25 protein-coding genes are annotated in these 25413 nt (G+C 60.7%); 10 read left to right on the top strand and 15 right to left on the bottom strand.

Annotated elements, in window-relative coordinates; translation table 11 throughout:
- The first annotated feature begins 184 nt into the window (after positions 1-184).
- Positions 185-2071, top strand: coding sequence for an MFS transporter (locus tag AC1ECN_RS07870; protein WP_130673299.1), 1887 nt, complete (start codon positions 185-187; stop codon positions 2069-2071).
- A 165-nt stretch (positions 2072-2236) separates the two neighbouring features.
- On the opposite strand, the gene lpxE is transcribed toward AC1ECN_RS07870, so the two are convergent.
- Both lpxE and leuB read right to left on the bottom strand, forming a co-directional pair.
- Positions 2237-2971, bottom strand: a complete 735-nt coding sequence (lpxE, locus tag AC1ECN_RS07865) for a lipid A 1-phosphatase LpxE (protein WP_026238536.1) — start codon at positions 2969-2971, stop codon at positions 2237-2239.
- A gap of 261 nt (positions 2972-3232) precedes the next feature.
- Positions 3233-4345: a 3-isopropylmalate dehydrogenase gene (gene leuB, locus AC1ECN_RS07860; protein ID WP_130673298.1), complete on the bottom strand. Its 1113-nt coding sequence runs from the start codon at positions 4343-4345 to the stop codon at positions 3233-3235.
- A gap of 171 nt (positions 4346-4516) precedes the next feature.
- Here leuB and AC1ECN_RS07855 point away from each other — a divergent pair, with 171 nt between their 5' ends.
- Positions 4517-5449, top strand: a complete 933-nt coding sequence (locus AC1ECN_RS07855) for a pyridoxal-phosphate dependent enzyme (RefSeq protein ID WP_130673297.1) — start codon at positions 4517-4519, stop codon at positions 5447-5449.
- 114 nt (positions 5450-5563) lie between these two features.
- On the opposite strand, the gene leuD is transcribed toward AC1ECN_RS07855, so the two are convergent.
- From leuD to AC1ECN_RS07840, 3 genes are all read right to left on the bottom strand, one after another.
- Entirely contained in the window at positions 5564-6172 is a 609-nt protein-coding gene (gene leuD, locus AC1ECN_RS07850) for a 3-isopropylmalate dehydratase small subunit (protein ID WP_003543984.1), read from the bottom strand.
- Positions 6173-6305: 133 nt separating this feature from the next.
- Positions 6306-6728 carry a VOC family protein gene (locus AC1ECN_RS07845; RefSeq protein ID WP_018494200.1) on the bottom strand — a complete coding sequence of 141 codons (423 nt, stop codon included), beginning with the start codon at positions 6726-6728 and terminating at the stop codon, positions 6306-6308.
- 111 nt (positions 6729-6839) lie between these two features.
- Positions 6840-7073, bottom strand: coding sequence for a hypothetical protein (locus tag AC1ECN_RS07840; RefSeq protein WP_018071919.1), 234 nt, complete (start codon positions 7071-7073; stop codon positions 6840-6842).
- Between the two features lie 138 nt (positions 7074-7211).
- Here AC1ECN_RS07840 and AC1ECN_RS07835 point away from each other — a divergent pair, with 138 nt between their 5' ends.
- On the top strand, positions 7212-8129 hold the full coding sequence (locus tag AC1ECN_RS07835; RefSeq protein ID WP_130673296.1) for an HpcH/HpaI aldolase/citrate lyase family protein: 918 nt from the start codon (positions 7212-7214) through the stop codon (positions 8127-8129).
- On the top strand, positions 8129-8335 hold the full coding sequence (locus AC1ECN_RS07830; protein WP_018071921.1) for a DUF1737 domain-containing protein: 207 nt from the start codon (positions 8129-8131) through the stop codon (positions 8333-8335). Before AC1ECN_RS07835 ends, AC1ECN_RS07830 begins: the two co-directional genes overlap by 1 nt.
- Before the next feature lie 74 nt (positions 8336-8409).
- On the opposite strand, the gene AC1ECN_RS07825 is transcribed toward AC1ECN_RS07830, so the two are convergent.
- Entirely contained in the window at positions 8410-8847 is a 438-nt protein-coding gene (locus AC1ECN_RS07825; protein WP_003589582.1) for a metallopeptidase family protein, read from the bottom strand.
- Positions 8848-9008: 161 nt separating this feature from the next.
- Here AC1ECN_RS07825 and AC1ECN_RS07820 point away from each other — a divergent pair, with 161 nt between their 5' ends.
- The 5 genes from AC1ECN_RS07820 to bfr all read left to right on the top strand — a co-directional run bounded on the left by AC1ECN_RS07820 (position 9009) and on the right by bfr (position 15842).
- Positions 9009-9953: an ImuA family protein gene (locus tag AC1ECN_RS07820; protein ID WP_245484732.1), complete on the top strand. Its 945-nt coding sequence runs from the start codon at positions 9009-9011 to the stop codon at positions 9951-9953.
- Positions 9865-11409, top strand: a complete 1545-nt coding sequence (locus AC1ECN_RS07815; RefSeq protein ID WP_281033849.1) for a Y-family DNA polymerase — start codon at positions 9865-9867, stop codon at positions 11407-11409. Before AC1ECN_RS07820 ends, AC1ECN_RS07815 begins: the two co-directional genes overlap by 89 nt.
- Positions 11406-14870, top strand: a complete 3465-nt coding sequence (locus tag AC1ECN_RS07810; RefSeq protein WP_130725918.1) for an error-prone DNA polymerase — start codon at positions 11406-11408, stop codon at positions 14868-14870. The genes AC1ECN_RS07815 and AC1ECN_RS07810 overlap by 4 nt, the downstream gene beginning before the upstream one ends.
- Positions 14871-14992: 122 nt before the next feature.
- On the top strand, positions 14993-15391 hold the full coding sequence (locus AC1ECN_RS07805) for a (2Fe-2S)-binding protein (protein ID WP_130673293.1): 399 nt from the start codon (positions 14993-14995) through the stop codon (positions 15389-15391).
- Positions 15357-15842 (top strand): bacterioferritin, encoded by a 486-nt coding sequence (gene bfr, locus AC1ECN_RS07800; RefSeq protein ID WP_130673292.1) that lies wholly within the window; start codon positions 15357-15359, stop codon positions 15840-15842. Before AC1ECN_RS07805 ends, bfr begins: the two co-directional genes overlap by 35 nt.
- Before the next feature lie 131 nt (positions 15843-15973).
- On the opposite strand, the gene AC1ECN_RS07795 is transcribed toward bfr, so the two are convergent.
- The 6 genes from AC1ECN_RS07795 to rsfS all read right to left on the bottom strand — a co-directional run bounded on the left by AC1ECN_RS07795 (position 15974) and on the right by rsfS (position 21764).
- Complete coding sequence (locus AC1ECN_RS07795) at positions 15974-16507, bottom strand: RNA pyrophosphohydrolase (RefSeq protein WP_105007743.1); 534 nt, start codon at positions 16505-16507, stop codon at positions 15974-15976.
- 38 nt (positions 16508-16545) lie between these two features.
- Entirely contained in the window at positions 16546-17742 is a 1197-nt protein-coding gene (locus AC1ECN_RS07790; RefSeq protein ID WP_130673291.1) for a divergent polysaccharide deacetylase family protein, read from the bottom strand.
- Between the two features lie 77 nt (positions 17743-17819).
- Positions 17820-19142: a S41 family peptidase gene (locus AC1ECN_RS07785; protein ID WP_017995549.1), complete on the bottom strand. Its 1323-nt coding sequence runs from the start codon at positions 19140-19142 to the stop codon at positions 17820-17822.
- Complete coding sequence (locus AC1ECN_RS07780; RefSeq protein ID WP_130673290.1) at positions 19132-20532, bottom strand: murein hydrolase activator EnvC family protein; 1401 nt, start codon at positions 20530-20532, stop codon at positions 19132-19134. The genes AC1ECN_RS07785 and AC1ECN_RS07780 overlap by 11 nt, the downstream gene beginning before the upstream one ends.
- 187 nt (positions 20533-20719) lie before the next feature.
- A complete protein-coding gene (gene rlmH, locus AC1ECN_RS07775; RefSeq protein WP_130662502.1) occupies positions 20720-21202 on the bottom strand; it encodes a 23S rRNA (pseudouridine(1915)-N(3))-methyltransferase RlmH in 483 nt (160 codons plus the stop codon).
- 118 nt (positions 21203-21320) lie between these two features.
- A complete protein-coding gene (gene rsfS, locus AC1ECN_RS07770; protein ID WP_003589592.1) occupies positions 21321-21764 on the bottom strand; it encodes a ribosome silencing factor in 444 nt (147 codons plus the stop codon).
- Between the two features lie 210 nt (positions 21765-21974).
- Here rsfS and AC1ECN_RS07765 point away from each other — a divergent pair, with 210 nt between their 5' ends.
- Complete coding sequence (locus AC1ECN_RS07765) at positions 21975-22352, top strand: winged helix-turn-helix domain-containing protein (RefSeq protein ID WP_024320529.1); 378 nt, start codon at positions 21975-21977, stop codon at positions 22350-22352.
- On the opposite strand, the gene modC is transcribed toward AC1ECN_RS07765, so the two are convergent.
- The 3 genes from modC to modA all read right to left on the bottom strand — a co-directional run bounded on the left by modC (position 22353) and on the right by modA (position 25185).
- On the bottom strand, positions 22353-23420 hold the full coding sequence (modC, locus tag AC1ECN_RS07760; RefSeq protein ID WP_130673289.1) for a molybdenum ABC transporter ATP-binding protein: 1068 nt from the start codon (positions 23418-23420) through the stop codon (positions 22353-22355). It lies immediately after the preceding gene.
- The gene (gene modB / locus AC1ECN_RS07755; protein WP_130662500.1) at positions 23417-24118 is read right to left on the bottom strand and encodes a molybdate ABC transporter permease subunit; all 702 of its coding nucleotides are present in this window, start codon (positions 24116-24118) and stop codon (positions 23417-23419) included. Before modB ends, modC begins: the two co-directional genes overlap by 4 nt.
- 275 nt (positions 24119-24393) lie before the next feature.
- Positions 24394-25185 (bottom strand): molybdate ABC transporter substrate-binding protein, encoded by a 792-nt coding sequence (modA, locus tag AC1ECN_RS07750; protein WP_130662499.1) that lies wholly within the window; start codon positions 25183-25185, stop codon positions 24394-24396.
- Positions 25186-25413 lie beyond the last annotated feature (228 nt).

Raw genomic sequence — 25413 nt, 5'->3', positions numbered from 1 at the left:
GGGCGGCGGGCAACCTGATGTGCGTGACAAAGCGTGGCGCCATTAGACTAAAGTCATAATCCCAAAGCATCTCTCTTTTTGATCTGTCGTTTCTGGCACACTCTCGTCAGGCGTGTCGCGGCCAGGGGTATGCTTTGAGGAGAGTAGGTCGCGCGCGTGATCATCACTCTGTGGAGGACAGACAATGGCAAATGTCGCAAGCATCGACGGCGCGAAGGCCGGTCCGATGACCGGCGAGGAGAAGAAGGTCATCTTCGCCTCTTCGCTCGGCACCGTTTTCGAATGGTACGATTTCTATCTTTATGGTTCGCTCGCCACTTATATCGGCGCGACCTATTTCACCCAATATCCCGAGGCAACGCGCAACATCTTCACGTTGCTCGCCTTTGCCGCCGGCTTCCTGGTGCGCCCCTTCGGCGCGCTGGTGTTCGGCCGTCTCGGCGATCTCGTCGGCCGTAAATACACCTTCCTGATCACGATCATGATCATGGGTCTGTCGACCTTCCTCGTCGGCGTCCTGCCGGGTGCCGCCACGATCGGCATCGCGGCCCCGATCATCCTGATTGGGCTGCGCCTGCTCCAAGGTCTGGCGCTGGGCGGTGAATATGGCGGTGCGGCAACCTACGTCGCTGAACATGCGCCGAACGGGCGCCGCGGCTACTTCACCTCATGGATTCAGACGACGGCGACGCTCGGCCTGTTCCTGTCGCTGATCGTCATCGTCCTGGTTCAATATCTGATGGGTGCGGCTCAGTTCGCTGCCTGGGGCTGGCGCATTCCGTTCCTGGTCTCGGTCGTCCTGCTCGGCATTTCCGTCTGGATCCGCCTGAAGATGAACGAATCGCCGGCGTTCCAGCGCATGAAGGCGGAAGGCAAAGGCTCCAAGGCGCCGCTGACCGAAGCCTTCGGGACATGGAAAAATGCCAAGATCGCGATCATCGCGCTTCTCGGCGCCACCATGGGCCAGGCGGTCGTCTGGTACGGCGGCCAGTTCTATGCGTTGTTCTTCCTGCAGAACGTGCTGAAGGTGGATCTGTTCTCGGCCAATGTCATGGTTGCCATCGCACTCCTCCTCGGCACGCCGTTCTTCGTCATCTTCGGTGGTCTCTCCGACAAGATTGGTCGCAAGCCGATCATCATGGCAGGCCTTCTCATTGCGGCGGTGACCTACAATCCGCTGTTCAAGGCGATGACCTGGACGGCGAACCCGGCGCTTGCCGAAGCGCAGGCTTCGATCCGGGCAACGGTGACGGCTGATCCGGCCGATTGCAGGTTCCAGTTCAACCCGACCGGCACGGCGAAGTTCACCAGCTCCTGCGACGTGGCAACGGCGTTCCTGACGAGGAACTCAGTGCCTTACGACGTCGTTCCCGGGACCGCCGGACAGCCGGCAACGGTGAAGGTCGGAAACGCGACGATCCCAAGCTTCGACGTCGTCGCTGCCGGCGACAAGGCCAAGGGCATGACCGCCGCCTTCGAAAAGGGCGTCAACATCGCGCTCCACGATGCCGGCTACCCGCTGAACCGCGGCGCCGTCAGGGTGCCGGATGCCAAGCTCGATGCCTTCATCGCAGCCAATCCGGAACTGTCGCTCAATGCCGATGCCGTGCGCGCCGGCGAGAAGGAAACCGTACCGGCGGGGAAGCTCGTCGAGACCAAGCTGCTGACGGCGGATGAGGCCAATGGCGTTACCGACATGGCGGTCTATAACATCGCCAATGGCGGCACCTTCGCCATGGTCGCCGATCCGGCCCGCGTCAACTGGATCGGCACGATCGCCGTGCTGTTCGTCCTCGTCCTCTATGTGACGATGGTCTACGGCCCGATCGCCGCTCTGTTGGTCGAGCTCTTCCCGACCCGCATCCGTTATACCGGCATGTCGCTGCCCTATCACATCGGCAATGGCTGGTTCGGTGGCCTGCTGCCGGCGACGGCCTTCGCGATGAGCGCTGCCGCAGGCGATATCTACTACGGTCTCTGGTACCCGATCGTCTTTGCGTCAATCACGCTGGTTATCGGCCTGATCTTCCTGCCGGAAACGAAGAACAGGGATATCCACGCAATGGATTGAGAGGCGGATTGAGGCCAATCCGCGCTTGAGAAAAAGGCCCGGCGCTCACAAGGCGCCGGGCTTTCCATATTACAGCGCCGCGCGTCTTTTCGGATGCGCAAAGGACGCTGTAACATTTTGAATTGCTGCATAATTTTATCCCTAAATCGATTCCGATTTAAGGAATTATGTAGTGCGAAACAGGCGCTTCGAGACTGGCCAACCATCCGGCGCCAGCTTGAAGAGCAGGCCACAGCGCGCGTAAACGATCGCCGTCAGCAACGAGAACCAGGCGCCGAAGGCAAGGCCGGCGATGACGTCGCTCGGATAATGGGCGCCGACCATGACACGGGTCATACCGAGCCAGATGGCGCAGGCGATGAAGGCAACGCGATAGCGCGGAAACAGCAGAGCGAAGGCGGCGAAGAAGGCGCCGACCGTGGTGGAATGGCCGGACGGGAAACTTTCGAAAGCGGCATGGCCTGAGAAGGGCGTGAAGGAAAATATGCCGTAGTCGTGGAAATGATCGGGACGCGCCCTGCCGATCGCCCGCTTCAGCAGATTGGCGAGCAGGCCTGAGAAGACGACCGTGGTGAAGAGATAGGCACCGATCCAGCTAACATAAAGCGCCTGCGCCTTGGAGCGGGCCGTCTTGACAAGCTTGTAGCCTGCCCGGCCCTGAAAGAACAGCAGGATGCTGGTGTAGATCAGCCAGGCGGAATCACCGAAGCCGGTCAGCATCTCGCCGAGGTGCTTCACCGGTGCGGGAGCCTCGCTGGCGCCGATCGGTGCATCGAAGAGCAGCATGGAGAGAATCACGGCATTCAGCGTGATGAAGAGGCAGGTCTGCCAGCGCAAAGGCGGCATGCCGGCACTGCTCCGGCGCCAGCGCCTGTTCAGGGAAGCCCAAAATGCCCGCATTCCGTTGTCCGTTCGAATTTGCCCTAAAGTGCCACGACGCGCTAAGGACGCTCTATTATTTTGAATTGGCGCATAATCCATTGGAAGATCGTTTCCAATGTCGAGGTTATGCGCTCGTTAAAATCCGGCGCAAAAATACACGAGATTGTGGCCGAGGATAGTCGGTTTGGGATAATTCGACCAAGCAGATGCGGCCCGCGGTCCTGGAAAAAACCCTCCGCAAGAATCCTGCGAAGGGCCGGAACTGTTTCACGTGAAATATCAGGCGGAAAGCGTCTTGAACTCGGCGAGGATCGTATCGCCCATCTCGACGGTGCCGACCTGTCTTGCGCCGTCGGCCATGATGTCACCAGTGCGGATGCCCTTGTCGAGCACGTTGGCGATCGCCTTTTCCAGATCGTCGGCTTCCTTCACCAGATTGAAGGAGTAACGCAGGCACATGGCGAATGAGGCGATCATGGCGATCGGATTGGCGATGCCCTTGCCGGCAATGTCGGGGGCCGAGCCATGCACCGGCTCGTAGAGCGCCTTGCGCTTGCCGGTCTTGCCGTCAGGCGCGCCGAGCGAGGCCGACGGCAGCATGCCGAGCGAGCCGGTCAGCATGGCGGCGACGTCGGAGAGCATGTCGCCGAAGAGATTGTCGGTGACGATGACGTCGAACTGTTTCGGCTGGCGCACCAGCTGCATGCCGCCGGCATCGGCCAGCATGTGTTCGAGCTGGACGTCGGAATATTTCGACCTGTGCGTCTCGGTCACCACCTGGTTCCAGAGCACGCCCGACTTCATGACGTTGCGCTTTTCCATGGAGCAGACGCGGTTTTGCCGCGTGCGGGCCATTTCGAAGGCGACACCGGCGATGCGCTCGATCTCGTAGGTATCGTAGACCTGCGTGTCGATGCCGCGCTTCTGGCCGTTGCCGAGATCGATGATCTCCTTCGGCTCGCCGAAATAGACGCCGCCCGTCAGCTCGCGGATGATGAGGATATCGAGGCCTTCAACCAGCTCCGGCTTCAGCGACGAGGCCGCAGCAAGAGCCGGATAGCAGATGGCGGGGCGCAGGTTTGCGAAGAGCTGCAGATCCTTGCGTAGCCGCAGCAGGCCAGCTTCCGGGCGCACTTCGTAAGGCACGCTATCCCATTTCGGGCCGCCGACGGCACCGAAGAGAACGGCATCGGCGGCAAGCGCCTTCTGCATGTCGGCTTCCGAGATCGCCGCACCATGCGCATCATAGGCGCAACCGCCGACAAGGCCTTCGTCGGTGACGAAACCGGCATTCATCGCCTCGTTCATATAGGCGATGATCTTGCGGACCTCGCCCATGGCCTCGGGACCGATGCCGTCACCCGGCAGCAGGAAAAGATTGCGCGCTGTCATGAAACCCTCCTGGGAAAAACAAGTTGCGGTTTCTTAGACCCCGGAAATGGGCATTTCAAGCGAGAGAAGGGGTGAATCGGTACGCTTCGCTCTGAGCGGCGATGATTGCTCCTGCGCCCGCAAACGGATTAGAAAGGCAGCTCCTACCTTTATTTCCCTGGATGGTTCCTTATGCCCTTTGCACCTCTCCATCTCGACACGCCCTTGGTTCAGACAGCACCTGGCTATAGCGCCAGCGGCAAACCGCTCTGGCTGAAGCTTGATGCGCTGCAGCCTTCCGGCAGCTTCAAGCTGCGCGGTGTCGGCCGGCTTTGCCAGTACGAGGTGGAAAATGGCGCGCGCGAGATCTTCTGTGCTTCCGGCGGCAATGCCGGCATTGCAGCGGCTTATGCCGGCCGGGCGCTCGGTGTGCCGGTCACGATCGTCGTGCCGGAGACGACGGCGGCCGATGTTCGCCAGACGATTGCCGCAACGGGCGCCAATGTCCTCGTTCATGGTTCGGTTTTCGATGAGGCCAATGCCCATGCGGTCGAACTCGCCCGAAGCCGCAAGGCAACCTATGTGCACCCCTTCGACCATCCGCTTCTGTGGGATGGCCATGCCACGCTGATCGACGAGGTGGTGGCGAAGGGGGCAAAATTCGATTGCGTCGTCACCAGTGTCGGCGGTGGCGGGTTGCTTGCCGGTATTGTCGAGGGCTTGAAGCGAAACGGGCTTTCCGATGTGCCTGTTATCGCCGTCGAAACGGAAGGGGCGGCTTCGCTGAACGCCAGTCTCAGGGCGAATGAGCGCATCACCCTTCCCGCCATTACTTCGATTGCCAATTCGCTCGGCGCGCGGCAGGTGGCACAGCATGTCTTCGACCTGCCGAAGCATCATCCGATTGAAAGTGTTGTCGTCAGCGACGCCGATGCCGTTGCCGCCTGCCTGAAATTTGCCGATGCGCAGCGCATTCTGGTTGAGCCGGCTTGCGGCGCGGCCCTTGCCGTTGCCGATGTGCATGCCGGACTGCTTCAGCGCTTCGACAATCCGCTTATCGAAGTCTGCGGCGGCATCGGCGTGTCGCTCGAAAAGCTTGCGGCCTGGAAAGAGAAATTTTTCTGATGTGCCGCAATTTAAAGTGTTACAGCGTCCTTTGCGCGTCTGAAAAGACGCGCGGCACTGTAAAGAAAAAGCCGGGCAAAAGCCCGGCTTGATCGGTAACCGATTGAATTGGGCTCAGGCTGCCCAGGGGTGGGAAGCGGCGTTCTTCTTTTCGAAGCTGTCGATCGCCTTGCCCTTTTCGAGCGTCAGGCCGATATCGTCGAGACCGTTCAGCAGGCAGTGGCGCTTGAATTCGTCGAGATCGAACTTGATCAAGCCACCATCAGGGCCGGTGATCTCGAGGTTTTCGAGGTCGACGGTCAGGATGGCGTTGGAGCCGCGCGAGGCGTCGTCCATCAGCTTGTCGAGATCTTCCTGGCTGACCTTGATCGGCAGAATGCCGTTCTTGAAACAGTTGTTGTAGAAGATGTCGGCGAAGCTGGTCGAGATGACGCAGCGGATGCCGAAATCGAGAAGCGCCCAGGGGGCGTGCTCGCGCGAGGAGCCGCAGCCGAAATTGTCGCCGGCAACGAGGATCTTGGCATCGCGATAGGCCGGCTTGTTCAGTACGAAATCCGGGTTTTCTGAGCCGTCCTCATTGTAGCGGGCTTCCGCGAAGAGGCCGGTGCCGAGGCCGGTGCGCTTGATCGTCTTCAGATAATCCTTCGGAATGATCATGTCGGTGTCGACGTTGACGACCGGCAGCGGCGCTGCAACGCCCGTGAGCTTCACGAATTTATCCATGATCCATGCTCCATTTCAGCAAATCTACTTTCTGAATTTGCATCTAGTCCAGTTTTTCGCCGAAATGAAGGAGAATCTTTCGCAGACGGCGGCCACGCGACGTTTCGCGCAGTCCGCCGATTGCGCCTGTCCCTTATTTGGACGGTGCGTTCAGGCCCCAGAGGACGCCGAACGGATCACGAATTTGGCCATAGCGGTCGCCCCAGAACATCAGTTCGACCGGCATGACGACTTCAGCGCCGGCAGCAACCGCGCGATCCCACCAGAAATCGATATCGTCGATCACCAGTTGAATGGCGAAGCCTTCATGGCCTTTGAAGGCATGGCCGTATTCGGGATAGGCATCCGACAGCATGAGGGAGCTGCCGTTGATGTAGAGATGCACATGCATCGTTCGGCCGCTCTCGTCGACCGGCACGAGATAGGCCTCTTCGGCGCCGAAAGCCTTTTTGTAGAATTCCGCAGCTTTCACCGCGCCATCGACCGTCACATAGGGCAGCAGGCCATTCTTGACCGGTGGCATCTTGATCGGGTTGCTCTCTGTCGTCGTATCCATACTTGTCCTCCATTCGTTTTTGAAGCGCCGGCTGAATGCCTGGCTGCTTCAAAGACGTAACATGGAAGCGCGATGCGACAGTGTCGGCCAAATTTTTCAGCGAAAAGATGATCAGAGATCGATGATCGTGCCGCGGCCGTCGTTCCACACCCGCATTTCGCGCTGGCCGTTATTTGCCTTGGCGCGAACCGGAGCGGGCTTCATCTTCATCGAAAGCGCACGTCCGACCATGATCACGGTCAGGATGCCGCCGACGGCGAGCGTCACCGAAAAGGTGAGAAGCAGCATAGCCACGAAAACGGTGGCGCCGGCAAGCATGAGGAAGATGGAGCGAATGTTCTGCATGGTTGGAGACCTTTCTTCGGAAAGGAATGTGGTCCTTCTTCTTCCTCTCTGCAAGGCAAGCATGGCTTTTTGTTGTTCTGCTCGATGTTCTGGGGTGGGCTGCTTGCTTCGGCTTTCAAAGCTTGGCAGTAATTCGCCATGAGCCGAAACCCCACGACCCGCTCCGCCCGCCTGCGCCGTTCGGTGTTGAGTGTGCCTGCCATCAATCCCCGCGCCCTCGAAAAAACCCATGCTGTCGATTGCGATGCGGTGATCTTCGATCTCGAGGATTCGGTGGCGCCGGAAAGAAAGGCGGAAGCGCGGGAAAATCTGAGGAATTTCTTTTCGGCTCGGCCGCTGGAAGGCAAGGAACGGATCATCCGCATCAATGATCTGTCGACCGATTTCGGTCTGGCGGACATGGAACTGGTAATCGCGCTCGATCCCGACGCCGTGCTGCTGCCGAAGGTCGACGAACCGCAGGATGTCATGGCGCTCAGTGACCTTCTCTCCGAGGCCGATGCACCGGAAGATCTGCGCATCTGGGCGATGATCGAGACGCCGCGCGGCATCCTGAATGCGGCTGTTATCGCCGAAGCCGGGCGCACACCGGGCTCGCGGCTCGATTGCCTCGTCGTCGGGCTCAACGACCTGCGCAAGGAAACCGGCGTGCTGCCGCAACCGGGGAGGAGCTATCTCGTGCCGTGGCTGATGCAGGTCGTCCTTGCGGTCAGCGCCTACGGGCTCGATGCGATCGACAGCGTCTTCAACGATTTCAGGGACGAACAGGGTTTTGATGCCGAATGCCGGCAGGGCCGGGCCATGGGCTTTGCCGGCAAGATGCTGATCCATCCGGCGCAGATCGAGCCCGCCAACCGCCATTTCGGCCCGGATCCGGCAGCGATTGCGGAAGCGGAGGCGATCATATCAGCCTTTGCCGATCCTGCCTCCGATGGGCTGAACGTCATCAATGCAGGCGGGCGGATGGTCGAGCGGCTGCATCTTGTCCAGGCGGAAAGTCTGGTCCATAAAGCGCACTTGATCGCAGCCCGCGCTGCAGCACGAAAGACGATGTGATGAAACTCTACCGCTTCCTGACCGGTCCCGACGATGCTTCCTTCTGCCACAAGGTCACTGCCGCCCTCAACAAGGGCTGGGCGCTTGAGGGCTCGCCGACCTATGCCTTCAATGCCGCAACCGGCGCGATGCAGTGCGGCCAGGCCGTCGTCAAGCATGTCGAAGGCAAGGATTACGATCCTGAGATGAAGCTCTCCGAGCAGTGAGGCTCAGCGCATAACCCCGAAAATCGCAATCGATTTTCGGAAAGGATTATGCGTGATTGAAAGTAATGGAGCGTCTAGCGTTCGGCAGCTTCCTCGGCGCTTGCCTCGATCCGCTCCATGTCATCGTCGCTCAGTCCGAAATGGTGGCCGATCTCGTGGATCAGGACGTGGGTGATGATATCGCCGAGCGTCTCGTCGTTCTCGGCCCAGTAATCGAGGATGGGGCGGCGGTAGAGGCGGATGCGGTTCGGCATCTCGCCGGTTTCCAGCGTGAAACGTTCGGAAATGCCCCTGCCCTCGAAAAGGCCGAGCAGATCGAAAGGGGTTTCCAGCGCCATGTCCTCGAAAACGTCGTCATCGGGAAAATCTTCGATCTCGATCGTGAGGTTGGTCGTCAGCTGGCGAAATTCATCCGGCAGATGGCTATAGGCCTCCATGGCCAGCGACTCGAAGGTGCTGATCGTCGGCGCATGGCGGTCCCGCCAATCATCGCTCTGGTCTATGCGGGCCATGAATATTCCTTCCTTTGCGGGCCCATATAGAACCTTTATCGCCGATTTTCGAGTGCGGAATCAAAGGCAGGAATAAATTCATAGAAAATGGCCGTTGACTCTTCATTAGCTCTCTGGAATCTATAAGAACATAACAGGAACAAGACGAATTGGAGAACGCCATGGCGCAGCACGCCCTGGCGCGCGAGCGGCTTTTTGCGCTCCGCGAAACCATCGCCAGACTGGAGGGAAAGCTCGCGCCGGCGCTTGTCGCGGCGGAGCGGGAAGCCCTGGCGGCAGGAGGTAAGACACCCCGGAGACGCATTTTGCCGCCCTTGGCGTTTGGGGTGGAGTTTCTCGACAGCGCGCTGGAAGGCGGGTTGCGGCTCGATGCGATCACCGAATTCCGCTCGGCTCTGTCTCGCGATGCAGGTGCGGCAAGCGGGCTGGCGATGGCTGTTGCCGCGCGGCTGCAGAAACAGGAAGCGGATGCCGGCAGGCTTCTGCCGTTGCTCTGGATTGGCGATGCCGTCGGCACGCTGGAGGCCGGTCGTCCCTATGCACCCGGGCTTCGGGATTTCGGGTTGAGCCCGGAGCGGTTTCTCCATGCCGCGCCGCGCAAGCTGGACGAGGCGCTCTGGCTGGCGGAGGTGGCGGTGGAAAGCGCTGCCTTCTCGGCCGTCATCTTCGAAGTGCGGGGCAATCCCGCCCATTTCGGCCTGACCGAAAGCCGCAGGCTCAGTCTCAGGGCGCATGCTGCCCGCCGTCCGCTCTTCCTTGTCCGCCAGGCGGGAGCAGAGGAGGCAAGCAGTGCGGCCTTCCGCCTGCATGTCGAACCGGCCCCGTCCGGTCTGCGGCCGTTGCCGGATGGATCGAAACTTTCCGGCAGCATCGGCAATCCGATTTTCCGTCTCACACTGGAGAAGAGCCGCAATCCGGCCCCGCTCTCCTTTCTTCTGGAGTGGAACCCCCATGAACGCGAATTTCTCCCTATCGCCGAACCAAACCTCGTTCGTCCTCCAGGCGAACAGTCAGCGCATTCTGGCGCTCAGCTTCCCGCATCTGGCAACGGACCGCATCGCCCGCAAGCGATGGGGGCTCTCCTGGCGTTCGAAAGGGCGTCCTGAGACGCCGCCTATCGTCTGTTCCGGCAAGCTCAACAATGCCATGCGGCTGACGGCACTGGACGAGTTGGCCGAAAGGCTGGGGTTGAGGAAGGAGCTGGGCGTTGCCGAAGCGCGCGCTATGTACCCCATGCTCGAGGTGGCGGAAGAGGATCTGGTGGCCGACCGCCGGTTGCTGGAGGCAATTGCCGACTGGTGCGACCGCTATACGCCGCTGGTGGCGTTCGACGGCAAGGACGGTCTGTTTCTCGACATTAGCGGCTGCGCCCATCTCTTCGGTGGTGAAAAGGCGCTTCTCAAGGATGTGCTGTCGCGGCTTTTCCATATGGGATTCGATGCCCGCGGCGCGGTCTCATCGTCATCAGGCCTTTCCTGGGCCGCGTCCCGCTTCGGGCAAGGTGGCGTGATCGGGGACGAGGAGGCGGAACATGTGCTGATGTCCTTGCCGGTTGCAGCCTTGCGGCTGGAAGGACAAACCGTCGCTGCCCTGAAGAAGCTCGGTCTGAAATATATCGGCGACGTCATCGATGCGCCGCGAGCGCCGCTGACCCGCCGGTTCGGCCCGGAGCTGCTTCTGCGTCTCGACCAGGCGCTGGGACGTGAAGAGGAGCCGGTCTCGCCCCGGCGTCCTGTTGCCAGCCTCTCGGCCGAAAGCCGGCTGATCGAGCCCATCGGCACGGAAGAGCAGATCCTTGCCGTCACCAGGCAGGTCGCCATGTCGCTGCAGCCGTCGCTGGAGGCGCGGGGGGCTGGCGGGCGGGTGTTCGAACTGGTCCTGTTCCGCGTCGACGGCAGGGTCTTTCATATCTCCGTCGGCGCTTCGCAGCCGCTTCGCGAACCAAAGTTCATCGCCGGGCTTTTTTCCGAGCGATTGCAGGCGGTCTATGACGATCTCGATGCCGGCTATGGTTTCGAGATCCTGCGGTTGAATGTGTTGCGGCACGATCCCTTCAACGAGGCGCAGGGTGATTTCGAGGGTGACCGGCAGGGAGAGATCTCGCTTTCGGCCTTCGTCGACCGGGTCTCGGCCCGACTTGGTGCGGATTGCCTGCAAAGCTTTCAGCTTCGCGAGAGCCATGTTCCGGAACGCGCCGTCATCACGGTTCCTGTGATGGAGAGCCTTCCCAGGCGGAAGGCGGAGCAGGACATCCAACTTCCTTTCCGCGAAGAGCGCCCGCTGCGGCTCTTTGCAACGCCGGAGCCCGTCGAGACCATACTTGCCGAAGTGCCCGATGGTCCGCCGCAGATCTTCCGCTGGCGGCGCATGCAGCATCAGGTGGCAAGAAGCGAAGGGCCGGAACGGATTGCCATGGAATGGTGGATCGATGGGAATGACGCCGAGGCGCGTGACTATTTCCGCATCGAGGACGAGACCGGACATCGCTTCTGGATCTATCGTCGCGGCTTCTATGGTCGGGAACTCGATCCGCGCTGGTTCATGCATGGTGTCTTTGCATGAGAACCGCACCCGCATTTTGCGAGATCGGCACGAGGACGAATTTCTCGTTTCTCGAAGGCGCCTCCAGCCCGGAAGAGATGGTCGTGCAGGCCGCTTCGCTGAAGCTCGGCGGCCTCGGCATTGCGGACCGGAATTCGGTTGCCGGCGTGGTGCGGGCACATGCGCAGGCGGAGCAGCTTGAGGAGAGATACAAAAACAGGGATGCGATTTTAGCCGAAGCGAAGAAGAAGGGAAAAACGGAGGTCATTCTCGATCCTATCCGGGTTCAGCCCGGCGCTCGTCTCGTCTTTTGCGATGGAACGCCTGATGTCCTTGCCTATCCGCGCAACCGGCGCGGCTGGGCAAATCTCTGCCGTCTTCTCAGCGCCGGTAATCTGAAAAAAGAGGCGGTCAAGGGGACCTGCATACTGACGGAAGCGGAGCTCGTGGAATGGGGGGACGAGATGATGCTTGCCCTCGTTCCCGATCGCACCCTTGTCGATCATCAGGCGGGTCAGTCGACGCTGGAAGATTATCTGGAACGGTTTCGCAGACGCTTCCGCAAGGCTTTTTTTATGGCGCTGGCGCCAGCCTATGATGGCCGCGACAGGCAGGTCTTTGCGGTGTTTTCCATGCTTGCTGCCCGAAATCGCGTGCCGTTGATTGCGACCAACCAACCACTTTACCATCATCCCGAACGCCGGCCGCTTTCGGATGTCGTGATCGCGATCCGGGAGCATGTGCAGATAGCGCAAGCCGGATTCCTGCTGGCGCCGAATGCCGAACGTTATCTCAAGGATTCACGTGAAATGGTCCGGATCTTCCGGGACTATCCTGGTGCGATCGAAAATGCGCAGGTATTTTTCGACAGCTTGACCTTTTCGCTGAAGGAACTGGAGCACAATTATCCGCCAGAAAACGATCCCGGCGAAACGCCGCAGGAGACACTCGAAAGGCTGACGAAAGCGGGAGCCGCAAGACGCTATCCCGAGGGTATCCCGCCCAAGGTGGCGCAACAGATCGATTATGAGTTGAAACTCATCGGAGATAAGAAATATGCTTCTTATTTCCTGACGGTGCACAGGATCATCCAGCACGCCCGCTATGAACTCAAGGTCTTGTGCCAGGGGCGCGGATCGGCGGCAAATTCGGTCATCTGCTATTGTCTCGAGATAACGGAAGTCGATCCTCAAAAGAGCACGCTTCTCTTCGACCGCTTTATTTCGATGGATCGCGACGAACCGCCGGATATCGATGTCGATTTCGAACATGACCGGCGCGAAGAGGTCATCCAGTTCATCTATAAAAGATACGGCATAGAACATGCTGGGCTGACGGCGGGGGTGACGACCTATCGTACGCGCTCGGCGGGCCGCGAGGTTTCCAAGGCCTTTGGGCTGTCGGAGGATGTCCAGTCGGCGATCAGCAGCCTCGTCTGGGGCTGGTCGGAGGATAATCTCTCGGAGCGGGACGCGAAGGCGGCGGGTCTCGACATCAAGGATCCGGTGACGCAGAACGTGCTGAAATATGCGTCCGAGCTCCTCGGCTTCCCACGCCATCTCACCCAACATGTCGGCGGTTTCGTCATCACGCGGGACAGGCTCGACGAGGTGGTGCCGATCATGAAGACGGCGATGCCGGATCGCTACATGATCGAGTGGGACAAGGACGACCTCGACAACGTCAAGATCCTCAAAGTGGATGTGCTGGCGCTCGGCATGCTGACCTGCCTGCGGAAGGCCTTCTCGCTGCTTGAATTGCATTACGACGTGAAGAAGACGCTCGCAGACCTCGGCCACAAGGAGCATGGGGGTGAGGGCGAGCCGGTATACGAGATGATGGGCCGGGCCGATACGCTCGGCGTCTTCCAGATCGAAAGCCGGGCGCAGATGAGCATGCTGCCACGTCTTAAGCCGAAGGTGTTCTACGATCTCGTCATCGAGGTGGCGATTGTGCGGCCAGGTCCGATCCAGGGCGACATGGTGCATCCCTATCTGAAACGCCGGGAGCAGCGGGCCAAGAACATTCCGATCAAATATCCGAGCAAGGAGCTGGAAACGGTTCTGGAAAGAACCCTCGGCGTGCCCTTGTTCCAGGAACAGGCCATGCAGATCGCCATTACCGCCGCAGGCTTCAAACCGGCGGAAGCCGACAAGCTTCGCAGAGCGATGGCGACATTCAAGAGAACGGGTACGATCGGTAACTTCGAAAAGCGGTTCATCGAGGGAATGGTCTCAAAAGACTATGATCCGGAGTTCGCGAAGCAATGCTTCAACCAGATCAAAGGCTTCGGTGAATATGGTTTTCCGGAAAGCCATGCCGCCTCCTTTGCGCTGCTCGTCTATGCCTCCTCATGGCTCAAGGCCTATTATCCCGACGTCTTCTGCGCGGCGATGCTGAATTCCCAACCGATGGGCTTTTATGCGCCGGCGCAGCTGGTGCGGGATGCACGCGAGCACGGGGTAAAGATCCTGCCGGTCGATATCAATGAATCGAACTGGGATTGCGGTCTGGAGGAGGATGCCTTCGATCGGAATGCCATCGATTTTCGGCATCATGAGATGCGCGAGATCATCAAGACCCGCCATGCGGTGCGGCTCGGCTTCCGGCAGATTAAGGGCCTTTCGACAGACGATATGGAACGGCTCGTCGACAATCGAGGTGAAGGCTATAGTTCGGTGCGCGATCTCTGGCTGCGGTCCGGTCTGCAGAAATCCATCATCGAGCGACTGGCGGATGCCGATGCGTTCCAGTCCCTCAAACTGTCACGACGCGACGCGCTCTGGGCGGTGCGCGCGCTGGATGTGAAGAGCGCGGCCGAGGAGCTGCCGCTTTTCGAGCAGGTCCGTCATGTCGACCTCCAGATCGAGCCTGTAGCGAAGCTGCCGGAAATGCTGCCGGGAGAGCAGGTCATCGAGGATTATCGTTATCTCTCACTGTCGCTGAAGGCGCACCCCGTCTCCTTCCTGCGTGAGGAATTGCGCAAGGCTGGCGTGACGCGCAATGTCGATCTGTTGAAGGTCGTGAACGGAAAGAGGGTGACGATCGCGGGCCTCGTGCTGGTGCGCCAGCGACCGGGTTCGGCCAAAGGTGTGATTTTCATGACGCTGGAAGACGAGACCGGCGTGGCCAATGCGATTGTCTGGTCGAAAATGTTCGACAAATATCGCTCGGTCGTGATGGGCGCCCGGCTGGTGAAAATTCGCGGCAGGCTGCAAAGCCAGAGTGGAGTGATCCATACCGTCGTCGAGCATATCGAGGACATGACGCCGGCGCTCGGTATCCTGCAACGCGAGGCCCGGCGTTTCGGCGTCTGCGAGCGATCGGACGAGGTGCTGAGGCCGGGTGTCGATCAGCGGCAGAAAAAACTCGCAAATGCGCAGGAGAGGGCGGAGCTGGAAAAACGGATGGTTGCCACAGGCCGCCATGCGGGCGCGACGGAAACCGCCGAGGTGATGCCGCGCGGGCGCAACTTCCATTGACGTGCGTCGCAGCGATCAAGACCTTGCCGCGCGCCTTCATTGCCCTGTGGCGTCATCCCCCTGAAACCGCTGCATAAATCCCGGATGACATGCATGAGGCCTTATCCGCACACTGTTGTTCAATGCTGCAGGACTCGAATTTTTTCTTGACAGCCACCATCTTCTTTAGCAGAAAACACGATAGTCAGTGTCATGTTTGGAATGAAGACGTGCTCGTCTGCAGCTGCAATTATATAACCGATAAGGAAATCCGGGAGGTTATCACCAACCTTCTCGATGAAGACTGTTGGCAGCTTATCGTGCCTGCGAAGGTCTACCACGCCATGGAAAAACGCGGCCGCTGCTGCGGCTGTTTTCCCAACGTCGTCGACATCATTATCCAGACGACCGAGGAATATCACGCCCGTCGTCACTCGACGGACACCGAAATATTTGATTTCATGTCCCGCTTGAAACAATTCCATGAGGAAAACAGGAGAGCGGACATTGAAAGGCGACAAAAAGGTCATCGAGCGGCTTAACGAGGCGTTGTTCCTCGAACTCGGTGCGGTCAACCAATATTGGGTACACTATCGTCTTCTTGAGGACTGGGGCTACACCAAGCTCGCCAAGAAGGAACGCGCCGAATCCATCGAAGAGATGCATCATGCCGACCGGCTTGTTGCACGCATCATCTTCCTCGAAGGCCATCCCAATCTGCAGACCCTTGCACCTCTACGCATCGGCCAGAACGTCAAGGAAGTTCTGGAAGCCGATCTTGCCGGCGAGTACGACGCCCGCGCCGCCTACAAAAAGTCGCGTGATATCTGTCATGACGCCGGCGACTATGTTTCCATGAAGCTCTTCGAAGAGCTGCTGGCGGACGAGGAAGGTCATATCGACTTCCTCGAAACACAACTTGAGCTGCTCGAGAAAATCGGCGAGAGCAAATACGGCCAGCTCAACGCCGATTCCGCCAACGAAGCCGAATAATATTCGAACGAGATGCCGGCCGCCTATGGCGGCCGGAGTTCCCGATCTGACACGGTTGAACGCAAATCGGCGGCCGCATTCTTCGGAGGCATCGTTGCCGAGCGCAAACGGAGGCAGTCATCCTGCCGTGATCAATCTTCCGATTGAAGTGTTTCCAAGTGCTGGAACTCAGCCACCACCTGGTCATAGACGGCGCGCTTGAAGGGCACGATCAGCTCCGGCAGTTGCTGCATCGGCTTCCATTCCCAGGCATCGAATTCCGGCTCGTGGCCGCCAGGCGGCGGATTGATGGCGATCTCGCTTTCGTCGCCGTCGAAGCGGAAGGCGAACCAGCGCTGTGTCTGGCCGCGGAATTTTCCTCTCAGCCCGATGCCGATCAGTGCCGGCGGCAGATCATAGTTGATCCAGTCTCTCGCTTCGGCAAGCAGGGTCACCGTCTTCATGCCGGTCTCTTCGTAAAGCTCGCGGTAGGCGGCGTCCAATGGATCCTCGCCCTTGTCGATGCCCCCCTGCGGCATCTGCCAGAGCTGCGGCGAGCCGTCATATTCGGAATTGCCGTCGGAGATGCGCCGCCCAGCCCAGACGAGGCCATCGCGGTTCAGGATCATCACGCCGACGCAGGGGCGGTAGGGCAGATCCTCGGCTTTCACGGTCGCCTGGCTCATCTTCTTCTCCGTTCAGGAACTATTCTTAGGGATTCCTCTCAAGGATTCCTGGGGTCGTTGGAAAGGGCGGCAACACCGACAATCTCGATGCCGCGCATCGCAGCCTCCTCGCTCCACTTGGCAATGGCGTCAACGCTCTCATCGAAAGCCGAGGCGACGCCGATCGCCTGGCCGTTCTTACGGGCGATGCGCTCGAGTTCGTCGAGCTTCTTCAGGACGGCATTGATATCAAGCTGGCCGTCGAGCTGCAGGTCGGCGAAGGCATAGGGCAGTTCGGTTCCCTTGGCGATCGCCGCCGTCTTCGACTGCGCCGATGTGCCATCGTCGAGAAACAGCAACCCGCGCTTGCCGATGTCGCGCATGACAGGTTCCATGGCGGTGGGATCAGACAGGAAACGACCGCCGAGATAATTCATGACGCCGGTATAGTTGGTAATCTCACCCATCGCCTTGTGCAGGTTCTCGATGTTGCGGGCGGCCGACTTCGTGGTCAGCAGCGTTTCGGGGCCCGGATCGTTTGCCGGATAATCAAAGGGTTCGAGCGGCACCTGGAGAAGGATCTCGTGACCGCCGCGGCGGGCTTCCTGCATCCAGCGCTGCAGGCTGTTGCCGCTTGCGGCGAAAGCGAAGGTGATCTCCTCCGGCAGTTGCGCGATGGCGCGCTGCGTTCCGGTCTGGCTGAGCCCGAGGCCACTGACGACGATGGCGATGCGGACGCCGCGAGCGCCGGATGAGGGACGCGCATATTGATCCATCGGCCGCCGGCCATCGGGGCCGACGATCGGCAGCCGGCCAAAAGGCGTCTCTTCGAGCAGCGCTTCATTGGGCTGGGCGGCGATGCGCGGATCCTGGCCGATCTGCATGGCGTCGACCAGCACCGGCCCGCCGCCGTCGCGCGGGCGGGGGCTGTATTTGGTGACGACCGAGCCGTCGCCCGTGACCATCTGCTCGACATTGGCGCCCGAGCGCGAGTCGGCACGGGGCATACCGTCCGCCGCTTGGTCCGCGGTCGCCGTCGGCGGCTGAGGGGTATTGGCAGGGGCAGTTGCGGCTTGTTCGGCCGCTGGTGGTTTGGTGCGTTCGAGCTCGTCGCCGCGAAACGCCGTATAGAGGGAAAAGCCGCCTATCGCAAAAAGGCAAAGACTGGCGGCGATGCGGCCCAGGCGCAGAACACCCGGGCGCCGGCGGCCGGTTTTGCGGTTGCGGCCCAAAGGCGCATGCAGGTCCGTTCCCAATTTTTCGCCCGCTCCAAAACCGGGAAACAGCAGAAAAGGTCAAGGCCGGGCGAGATGCCCGGCCTTGAGCTGATCGATTACTTGGCGACGACGGCCTTGTCTGGGTTCGGCGGGAAGGCCGGATCGGTCTTCTTGCCGCGCAGAAGGTCGAGCGCGTAGTTCAGCTGAACGTCATCCTTGGGGTCCGGCGGGACATAGGCAACGGAGCCCGAACCTTCGTCGGTTTCGCTCTGGCCCTTGATGTGGCCGCGCAGGCTGGATTCGCCTTCGGTCACCATCTTGCCCTGCAGTTCCTGCGGCAGCGGCTCCTCGACCTTGATGTCGGGGGTGATGCCGGTACCCTGGATCGAGCGGCCCGACGGCGTGTAATAGAGCGCCGTGGTCAGGCGCAGCGCGCCGTTTTCGCCGAGCGGAATGATCGTCTGGACGGAGCCCTTGCCGAAGGAGCGCGTGCCGAGAACGGTGGCCCGGCGCAGATCCTGAAGAGCGCCGGCGACGATTTCCGATGCGGAAGCCGAACCGCCGTTGATCAGCACGATCACCGGCTTGCCATCCGTCAGGTCGCCCGGGCCGGCATTGAAGCGGCGGGTTTCATCCGGATTGCGGCCGCGGGTCGAAACGACTTCGCCGCGCTGCAGCAGGGCATCGGAGACGTTGATCGCCTGGTCGAGCAGACCGCCTGGATTGAGGCGCAGGTCGAGAACATAACCCTTCAGCTTGTCGGCCGGAACGGTGTCCTTGATCTTCTTGATCGCCTTTTCCATGTCGGGATAGGTCTTCTCGGTGAAGGAGATGATGCGGAGATAACCGACATCGTCCTCGACACGCGACTTGACTGCCTGGACGGCGACGACGTCACGGACGATCGTCAGCTCGATTGGCTTGTCGGCACCCTTGCGGATCAGCGTCAGCTTGATCGGCGTGTTGACGGCGCCGCGCATCTTCTCGACGGCGTCTTCCAGCTTCAGGCCGCGCACGGACTGGCCGTCGATCTCGGAGATGTAATCGCCGGCGAGAACGCCGGCCTTGGCGGCGGGCGTATCGTCGATCGGGGTGATGACCTTGACCAGTTCGTCTTCCATCGTGACTTCGATGCCGAGGCCGCCGAACTCACCCTTGGTCTGGGTGCGCATGTCCTCGGCGTCCTTCGCATTCATGTAGCTCGAATGCGGATCGAGCGAGGAGAGCATGCCGTTGATGGCGTTCTCGATCAGCTTGTCTTCCGCAGGCGGCGTCACATATTGCGCACGCACACGCTCGAAGACATCTCCGAAAACCGAAAGTTCCTTGTAGGTCGAGGATCCGGCCGCTTCTGCCGGCACACCCGCCGAGTAAATGACGCTCATTGCGGTCGCACCCATCAATGCGCCGACCAGAACAAGAGAAGCCCTACGAATCATTGCGTGCCTTTCCAGTGTCTTTGGCGGTCCACCACGGCCGGGAATCGACCGGTTTACCGTCCTTTCGAAATTCAATGTAAAGCGTTGGCCGGTTCGTTTCCAGCGCCAATGCAGTTGCGCTTGCCACTCTTTTCGCGCCCATCACGGCAAGTGGCTCGCCGGAGAAAACGAATTTTCCCTGACGGGTATTGATCGTATCCATTCCCGAGAGAACCAGGTGGTATCCATCGCCCGCGTCGAGGATGATCATCTGGCCGTAACTGCGGAATGCGCCGGCGAAAACCACCAGACCATCCGCAGGCGCCGTCACCACCGTCTCTGGATTGGTGGCGACCGTCATTCCCATGGCTTCGTGCCCGGTGCCGTCGGCATCGCCGAACTGGCGCAGGATATCGCCCGTAACGGGCACCTCCAATTTCGCCTTCAATTCTCCGAAGGGATATGCGGGCGCAATGCGGTTTTTATCGGGCACGCCGCTGTCGGCGAGCGCCTTGGCCTGGGCGCGCTGCTCGTCCGTCAGCAGCTTGCGGTTCTCCTCCGCCTGGCGGGCGGCAGCGGCGGCATCCCGCACTGAAGCGATCTCGGATTCCATCGAGGCGACGAGGCCTTCGAGGCTGGTCGCCTTGCCTGCCAGTTCCTCGGAACGTTTCTTTTCGGCCCCGAGTTCGGCGGTGTTGCTGCGGCTGAGCTTGTCGTTTTCGGCAAGCAGCAGGTCCATGCGCCGCTCTTCCTCGATGCCGTTGGTCATCGTCCCGGTCAGGGAGGCCTTCTCGGCAGCGCTTGCGGATTGCAATGCCGCGAGGCTTGCGAGGTCTGCGGCAAGCTTGTCGGTCTCCTTGCGGATGCCGGGTACGACGGCGCCGAGCAGAATGGCGCTGCGTACGGAGGCGAGCGCGTCATCGGGGGTGACGAGCAAAGCGGGCGGCGGGTTGCGGCCCATGCGCTGGAGTGCTGCCAGCACCTCAGCCAACAGGCCGCGGCGCTCGTGCAGGGAACGGCGGATGCCATCCTCCTTGACACCGAGATCGGCAAGCTTCTTCTCGCTTTCGAGGATCTGCTTTTCGAGCGCCTTGCGGCGGCTGGCGGAATCGATCAGCGCCTGGCGGATGCTTTCGGTGTTCTTTTCGAGATCGGCGATGCTCTGCTGAAGCGCGCTCACCTTGTCGGTGGAGAGGCTGATCGTCTTCGACAGGGTTTCGAGTTCGGCACGGGTCTGGTCACGCTTGGCGGCAAGTTCTGCGGCCGGATCGGGCGGCGGCGGCTCGGCTGCCGGCTGCGGGGCAGATTGTGCTGTCTCGGGCGCGGCATCCTGCGCCCGGACGATGAACGGATTTGCCGACACGACAATCACCGCCACACCGACGCCGGCCGCGATAGCCGGCAGGATCATGCGGTGTCGCCTGGTGGATGCTCTCGTCATGCGTGTTGGGGCACTTTCTCAAATCGCGCGGAGACTAAGCTGATTTGGTGCGCTTTGCCAGAAAGTTCGAAGGAGAACGGAGCGGCAGTCAAACACGGCTGCGTGACATTGCGACGCATTGGCCGACGCATTGCCGTCACATCAGGCCGATGCGGTATCAGACGCGGTGATAGGGGTGGCCGGACAGGATGGTGACGGCACGATAGAGCTGCTCGGCGATCAGGGTGCGCACGAGTTGGTGCGGCCAGGTCATCTTGCCCAGGCACAGCGTGGCGTCGGCACGATCATACAGGGAGGGATCGAGTCCGTCGGCGCCGCCGATCGCGATGGTCAGCTCGCGTTTGCCCTGGTCGCGGTAGGAGCCGAGCAGGTTTGCGAAGGCTTCGCTGTCGAGCGCCTTGCCGCGTTCGTCGAGAAGAATGAGGATGCTGCCATCGACAAGCGATTTCAGAAGCATCGCCGCCTCTTCGCGCTTGCGGGTCTCCGCATTGGAGGCACGGCTTTCGGCGACTTCGGCAACACGGGTAAGTTCGAGGCCGACGGCAGGGCCGGCCTTGGCGAAACGGTCGAAATAACGGGCGGCAAGATCCTTTTCGGGGCCGGACTTCAGCCGTCCCACCGCAAAGAGACCTATTCGCATTTATCCGCTCCCGCTCATGCGACACATCGGGCGCACACTACGCCACCGGCCGGCTTGTGATGTTTTCCGGCCAGCCAATGCCACGTCTCAGGCGCCGGACAAAGTGCCGGCTTGCCTGTCAGTGCCGTGTTTCTTCATCCATATCCGGAGCCGCCCACATCTTTTCGATGTTGTAGAACTCGCGGATTTCGGGACGGAACACATGCACGATAATGTCACCGGTGTCGATCAGGACCCAATCGCCGCCTTCCTGACCTTCGACGCGGGCCGTACCGAGGCCGTCGTCCTTCAGGTCGGTGAGCAGGTGATCCGAGATCGCCATGACATGCCTGTTCGAGCGGCCGGAGACGACGATCATGTAGTCTCCCAGCGCCGATTTTCCGGCAATGTCGATGGTGACGATATCTTCAGCTTTGGAGTCCTCGAGGCTGGCGAGGACGGTTTCTAGGGCACGGGCGGCGGCATCGGCGCCACGTTCCGCACTCTTCGGGATAACGGCGAACGTTTTTCCCTTGGCGTGTACTGTTGTCAGTGCTTTCCCTTTCCTGGAATGACAAACTATGCACAACACAGATCCGATCGAGACCGGATCATGGTTAAGATAGGCATCAAACCATTAATGTTTCAAGACATGCTAAGGTACGGAACGGCCGAAAATCCGATCTGCCGTTCGAATTGAAGTATTTGGCTGCCCGGGGCGGCCTCGTGCGGGCGGTGTACAGTTTCCATGCCGCAGCGTAAAGTGCGGCAAATTCCACGATCTCCAGATTCAATGACCGACTCAGCTGCAAAAACACTCGTGCCCGTCCTGCGAATCAGCTTCCCGGATGAGGATCGTCTCGGCCATGGCAAGATGGAACTGCTGGAGCATATTCGCCAGACCGGATCGATCTCGGCGGCGGGGCGGGCGATGGACATGTCCTATCGGCGGGCATGGCTGCTGGTCAGCGAGATGAACCGGATGTTTAACGAACAGGTGGTGGAATCGCAGCGCGGCGGACAGAAGGGCGGCGGCGCGGCGCTGACGCCGTTCGGCGAAGAATTGCTCGCGCGTTTCCGCCGGATGGAAAGGACGATGCGCACGAGCCTTGCMGACGATCTCGCCTGGCTCGAGGGCAAGCGCAACCTGCAGCAGGGCGAGCGCGGCTGATCAGGCCTCCAGGGCAACTGTTTTGATGACGGCGAAGACCGCCCTTCCAGGTCGAAGATCCAGACGCTCGCAGGACAATGTCGTGATCCGGGAAAGAATGATATCGCCGCCGCAATCGAGCCGGATTTCCACCGTTCCGTCCTCGGTCGACGACATCCCGTCTATCCTTGCTTCCAGGATATTMAGCGCGCTGAGCCCCTCGGGCCTTACGGTCGCCAGCATGACATCGCGGGAGGGGATGCGGATGCGGACCGTTTTGCCGGGCGCAAGGGCGGCTCCCGGGATGTGGAGCTGACAAGATTTCAGCGCGACCGTCGACAGGCGGTGCCGCGCATCGAAGCTTTCCACCGTGCCTTCCAGCAGTGCGCCCGCCTCGCGCCGGTCGGAGGCGGTGGAGGGGCGGCTCAATATGTCGATGGCAGGGCCTGTCGCTTCCACCTTGCCGTCACGCATGACGACGACCTGGTTTGCCAGCTGCGCCACCTCGGCGATCGAATGGCTGACATAGACGATCGGTATGTCGGTTTCGTCGCGCAATCGTTCCAGATAAGGCAGGATCTCGGCCTTACGCGCATCATCGAGGGCGGCGAGCGGCTCGTCCATCAACAGCAGGCGCGGCGAGGAGAGAAGTGCGCGGCCGATGGCGACGCGCTGCTTCTCGCCGCCGGAAAGTTTTGAGGGGCTGCGCTCCAGCAGCGTCTCGATGCCGAGCAGGTCGACGATGTGATCGAAGCTCTCGCTGTGTGCCGGTCTCGCCGCGAACCAGCGGCCATAGGAGAGATTGGCACGAATGCTGAGATGCGGGAAAAGCCGCGCCTCCTGGAAGACATAACCGAAGCGGCGGCGATGTTTCGCGACGAAGATGCCGGTTGCGGTTTCGGTCAAGACCTCGCCGTCGAGGACGACGCGGCCTTCGTCCGGGTGGGCGAGGCCGGCGATGATGCGGATCATCGAGGTCTTGCCGGAGCCGGAGCGGCCGAACAGCGCAGTGACGCCACGCTCGGAGGTGAAGGCGGCATCGAGCGAAAAGGCGCCGAGCCTCTGTTTTGCCTCAACGATCAGCGTCATTCCAGGTCGATCCTCCGGCCAGCGAGACGGGCGAGGAATTCGGAGGCGAGCAGGGCGGCCATGGAAATGACGACGGCGACGAGTGTCAGGCGGAGCGCACCGGCATCGCCGCCCGGCACCTGGGTGAAGGTGTAGATCGCCGACGACAGCGTCTGGGTTTCGCCGGGAATGTTGGAAACGAAGGTGATCGTCGCGCCGAATTCGCCCATCGCCTTGGCGAAGGAAAGGATCATGCCGGCGATGATGCCGGGCAGGGTCAGCGGCAGGGTGACCGTCAGGAAGACCCAGACAGGGCCGGCGCCGAGCGTTCCGGCCGCCTCTTCCAGCTTGCGGTCGACCGCCTCGATCGACAGGCGGATGCTACGTACCATCAGCGGAAAGGCCATGATGGCGCACGCCAGTGCAGCGCCCGTCCAGCGGAAAGACAAGACGATGCCGAAATACTGGTCGAGCAGGCTGCCGATCGGACCGCGGCGGGCAAACAGGATGAGGAGAAGAAAACCGGTGACGACCGGGGGCAGGATCAGCGGCAGATGAACGACGCCATTCAGCACCGATTTGCCCCAGAAGCGGCCGCGGGCAAGCACGAGGGCGACGAGGATGCCGAAGGGCAGGCTCGCCAGCATGGCGACGATCGAGACGCGCAGGCTGAGCAGGATCGCCGTCCATTCCTCATTGCTCAAGCCCAATATGTTCAAATGCGATGGTCTCCCTGGAAATCCGGCATCACCCGATGCCTGCCCCTCATCCGCCTGCCGGCACCTTCTCCCCGCTCGCGGGGCGAAGGGGAATAGCCGCAACCTCTCCGTCCCTCGCTAACGTCTCGCTGGGCACGTCCCCTCGCCCCGTTTACGGGGAGAGGGTTAGGGTGAGGGGCAACATCGGCACGAACCAGACTGCTATCTGCGGCTCGCCTTATTGAGTCTTCACGCTAAGCTGTCGCTGTTGATTCCGCAATCATTTCAGGCCTCGATCATTTCAGAATGGTGAAACCCTGCGCCGTGAAGAAGGCGGCTGCCTTGTCGGATTTCAGGAAATCGAGATAGGCTGATGCATCCGGGTTCTTGCTCTCGGCGAGGATTGCGATCGGATAGATGATCGGCGGGTGGGAATCGGCGGGGAATGTGCCGACGATGGCGACCCCCTTATCGGCTGCGGCATCCGTCTGGTAGACGATGCCATAAGGCGCTTCGCCGCGCGAAACGAGGGCAAGGGCGGCGCGCACGCTTTCGGCGCCGGCGACCTTGGTTTCGACCGATTTCCAGACGCCGAGCTTTTCGAGCGCGGCCATGCCGTATTTGCCGGCCGGAACCGATTTCGGCTCACCCATGGCAAGCTTGCCGTCACCCAAAAGCCCGGCGAGATCGAAGCCTTGCTTGATCTCGACCGGCTTTGCCTTGGCCTTTTCGGCAACGAGCACGATGCGGTTGCCGAGCAGGTTGGAACGGGTATCGGCCTTGATCAGGTTCTTCTTGGCGAGGTAATCCATCCAGTCGAGGTCGGCCGAGATGAAGATATCGGCGGGTGCGGCGTTTTCGATCTGTTTGGCCAGCGCGCCGCTTGCCGCATAGGATACGACGGCTTCCTTGCCGCTTTCCTTTGCCCAGGCGGCATTGGCGGCGTCGAGCGCATTCTTGAGGCTCGCCGCCGCAAAGACGGTAAGTTTTTCGGCTGCGGCGGCAGGCGCCGGAAGCGCCGTCGCGCCAAGCCAGAGGGCCGAGATCGCGGCGATTGCCAGTTTCATCCATCGGCGGCGGTTCTGCATAATTCATTCCCCGGAGTTCGAAATATTGCGACGAATATAACGGGCCGCACGCCTTGGCTAGGGATATATCCAAGAAAATATAACCGCATCGGGCGCTCGCGTTCGCAGCGGCGCAATGTTCACGCATTCGTGAGGTGCATGGCTTCCGCCGAAAGTGAGATCAGCAGGGCGAAAATACCTGGGAGTCAGTTTACAAACCGCAAGGACTCCCGGCGACCGGGACTGGTT

Source organism: Rhizobium sp. 01N447_2, from assembly GCF_056399245.1.
The sequence above is the reverse complement of the archived record's forward strand: the minus strand, read 5'-3'. Positions and strand labels throughout refer to the sequence as shown.

Excerpts from the sequence above, each read along its gene's own strand:
- AC1ECN_RS07870 (WP_130673299.1), top strand. The coding sequence starts at position 185 with ATGGCAAATGTCGCAAGCATCGACGGCGCGAAGGCCGGTCCGATGACC.
- lpxE (WP_026238536.1), bottom strand. The coding sequence starts at position 2,971 with ATGCGGGCATTTTGGGCTTCCCTGAACAGGCGCTGGCGCCGGAGCAGT.
- leuB (WP_130673298.1), bottom strand. The coding sequence starts at position 4,345 with ATGACAGCGCGCAATCTTTTCCTGCTGCCGGGTGACGGCATCGGTCCC.
- AC1ECN_RS07855 (WP_130673297.1), top strand. The coding sequence starts at position 4,517 with ATGCCCTTTGCACCTCTCCATCTCGACACGCCCTTGGTTCAGACAGCA.
- leuD (WP_003543984.1), bottom strand. The coding sequence starts at position 6,172 with ATGGATAAATTCGTGAAGCTCACGGGCGTTGCAGCGCCGCTGCCGGTC.
- AC1ECN_RS07845 (WP_018494200.1), bottom strand. The coding sequence starts at position 6,728 with ATGGATACGACGACAGAGAGCAACCCGATCAAGATGCCACCGGTCAAG.
- AC1ECN_RS07840 (WP_018071919.1), bottom strand. The coding sequence starts at position 7,073 with ATGCAGAACATTCGCTCCATCTTCCTCATGCTTGCCGGCGCCACCGTT.
- AC1ECN_RS07835 (WP_130673296.1), top strand. The coding sequence starts at position 7,212 with ATGAGCCGAAACCCCACGACCCGCTCCGCCCGCCTGCGCCGTTCGGTG.
- AC1ECN_RS07830 (WP_018071921.1), top strand. The coding sequence starts at position 8,129 with ATGAAACTCTACCGCTTCCTGACCGGTCCCGACGATGCTTCCTTCTGC.
- AC1ECN_RS07825 (WP_003589582.1), bottom strand. The coding sequence starts at position 8,847 with ATGGCCCGCATAGACCAGAGCGATGATTGGCGGGACCGCCATGCGCCG.
- AC1ECN_RS07820 (WP_245484732.1), top strand. The coding sequence starts at position 9,009 with ATGGCGCAGCACGCCCTGGCGCGCGAGCGGCTTTTTGCGCTCCGCGAA.
- AC1ECN_RS07810 (WP_130725918.1), top strand. The coding sequence starts at position 11,406 with ATGAGAACCGCACCCGCATTTTGCGAGATCGGCACGAGGACGAATTTC.
- AC1ECN_RS07805 (WP_130673293.1), top strand. The coding sequence starts at position 14,993 with ATGCTGCAGGACTCGAATTTTTTCTTGACAGCCACCATCTTCTTTAGC.
- AC1ECN_RS07795 (WP_105007743.1), bottom strand. The coding sequence starts at position 16,507 with ATGAGCCAGGCGACCGTGAAAGCCGAGGATCTGCCCTACCGCCCCTGC.
- AC1ECN_RS07785 (WP_017995549.1), bottom strand. The coding sequence starts at position 19,142 with ATGATTCGTAGGGCTTCTCTTGTTCTGGTCGGCGCATTGATGGGTGCG.
- AC1ECN_RS07780 (WP_130673290.1), bottom strand. The coding sequence starts at position 20,532 with ATGATCCTGCCGGCTATCGCGGCCGGCGTCGGTGTGGCGGTGATTGTC.
- rlmH (WP_130662502.1), bottom strand. The coding sequence starts at position 21,202 with ATGCGAATAGGTCTCTTTGCGGTGGGACGGCTGAAGTCCGGCCCCGAA.
- modA (WP_130662499.1), bottom strand. The coding sequence starts at position 25,185 with ATGCAGAACCGCCGCCGATGGATGAAACTGGCAATCGCCGCGATCTCG.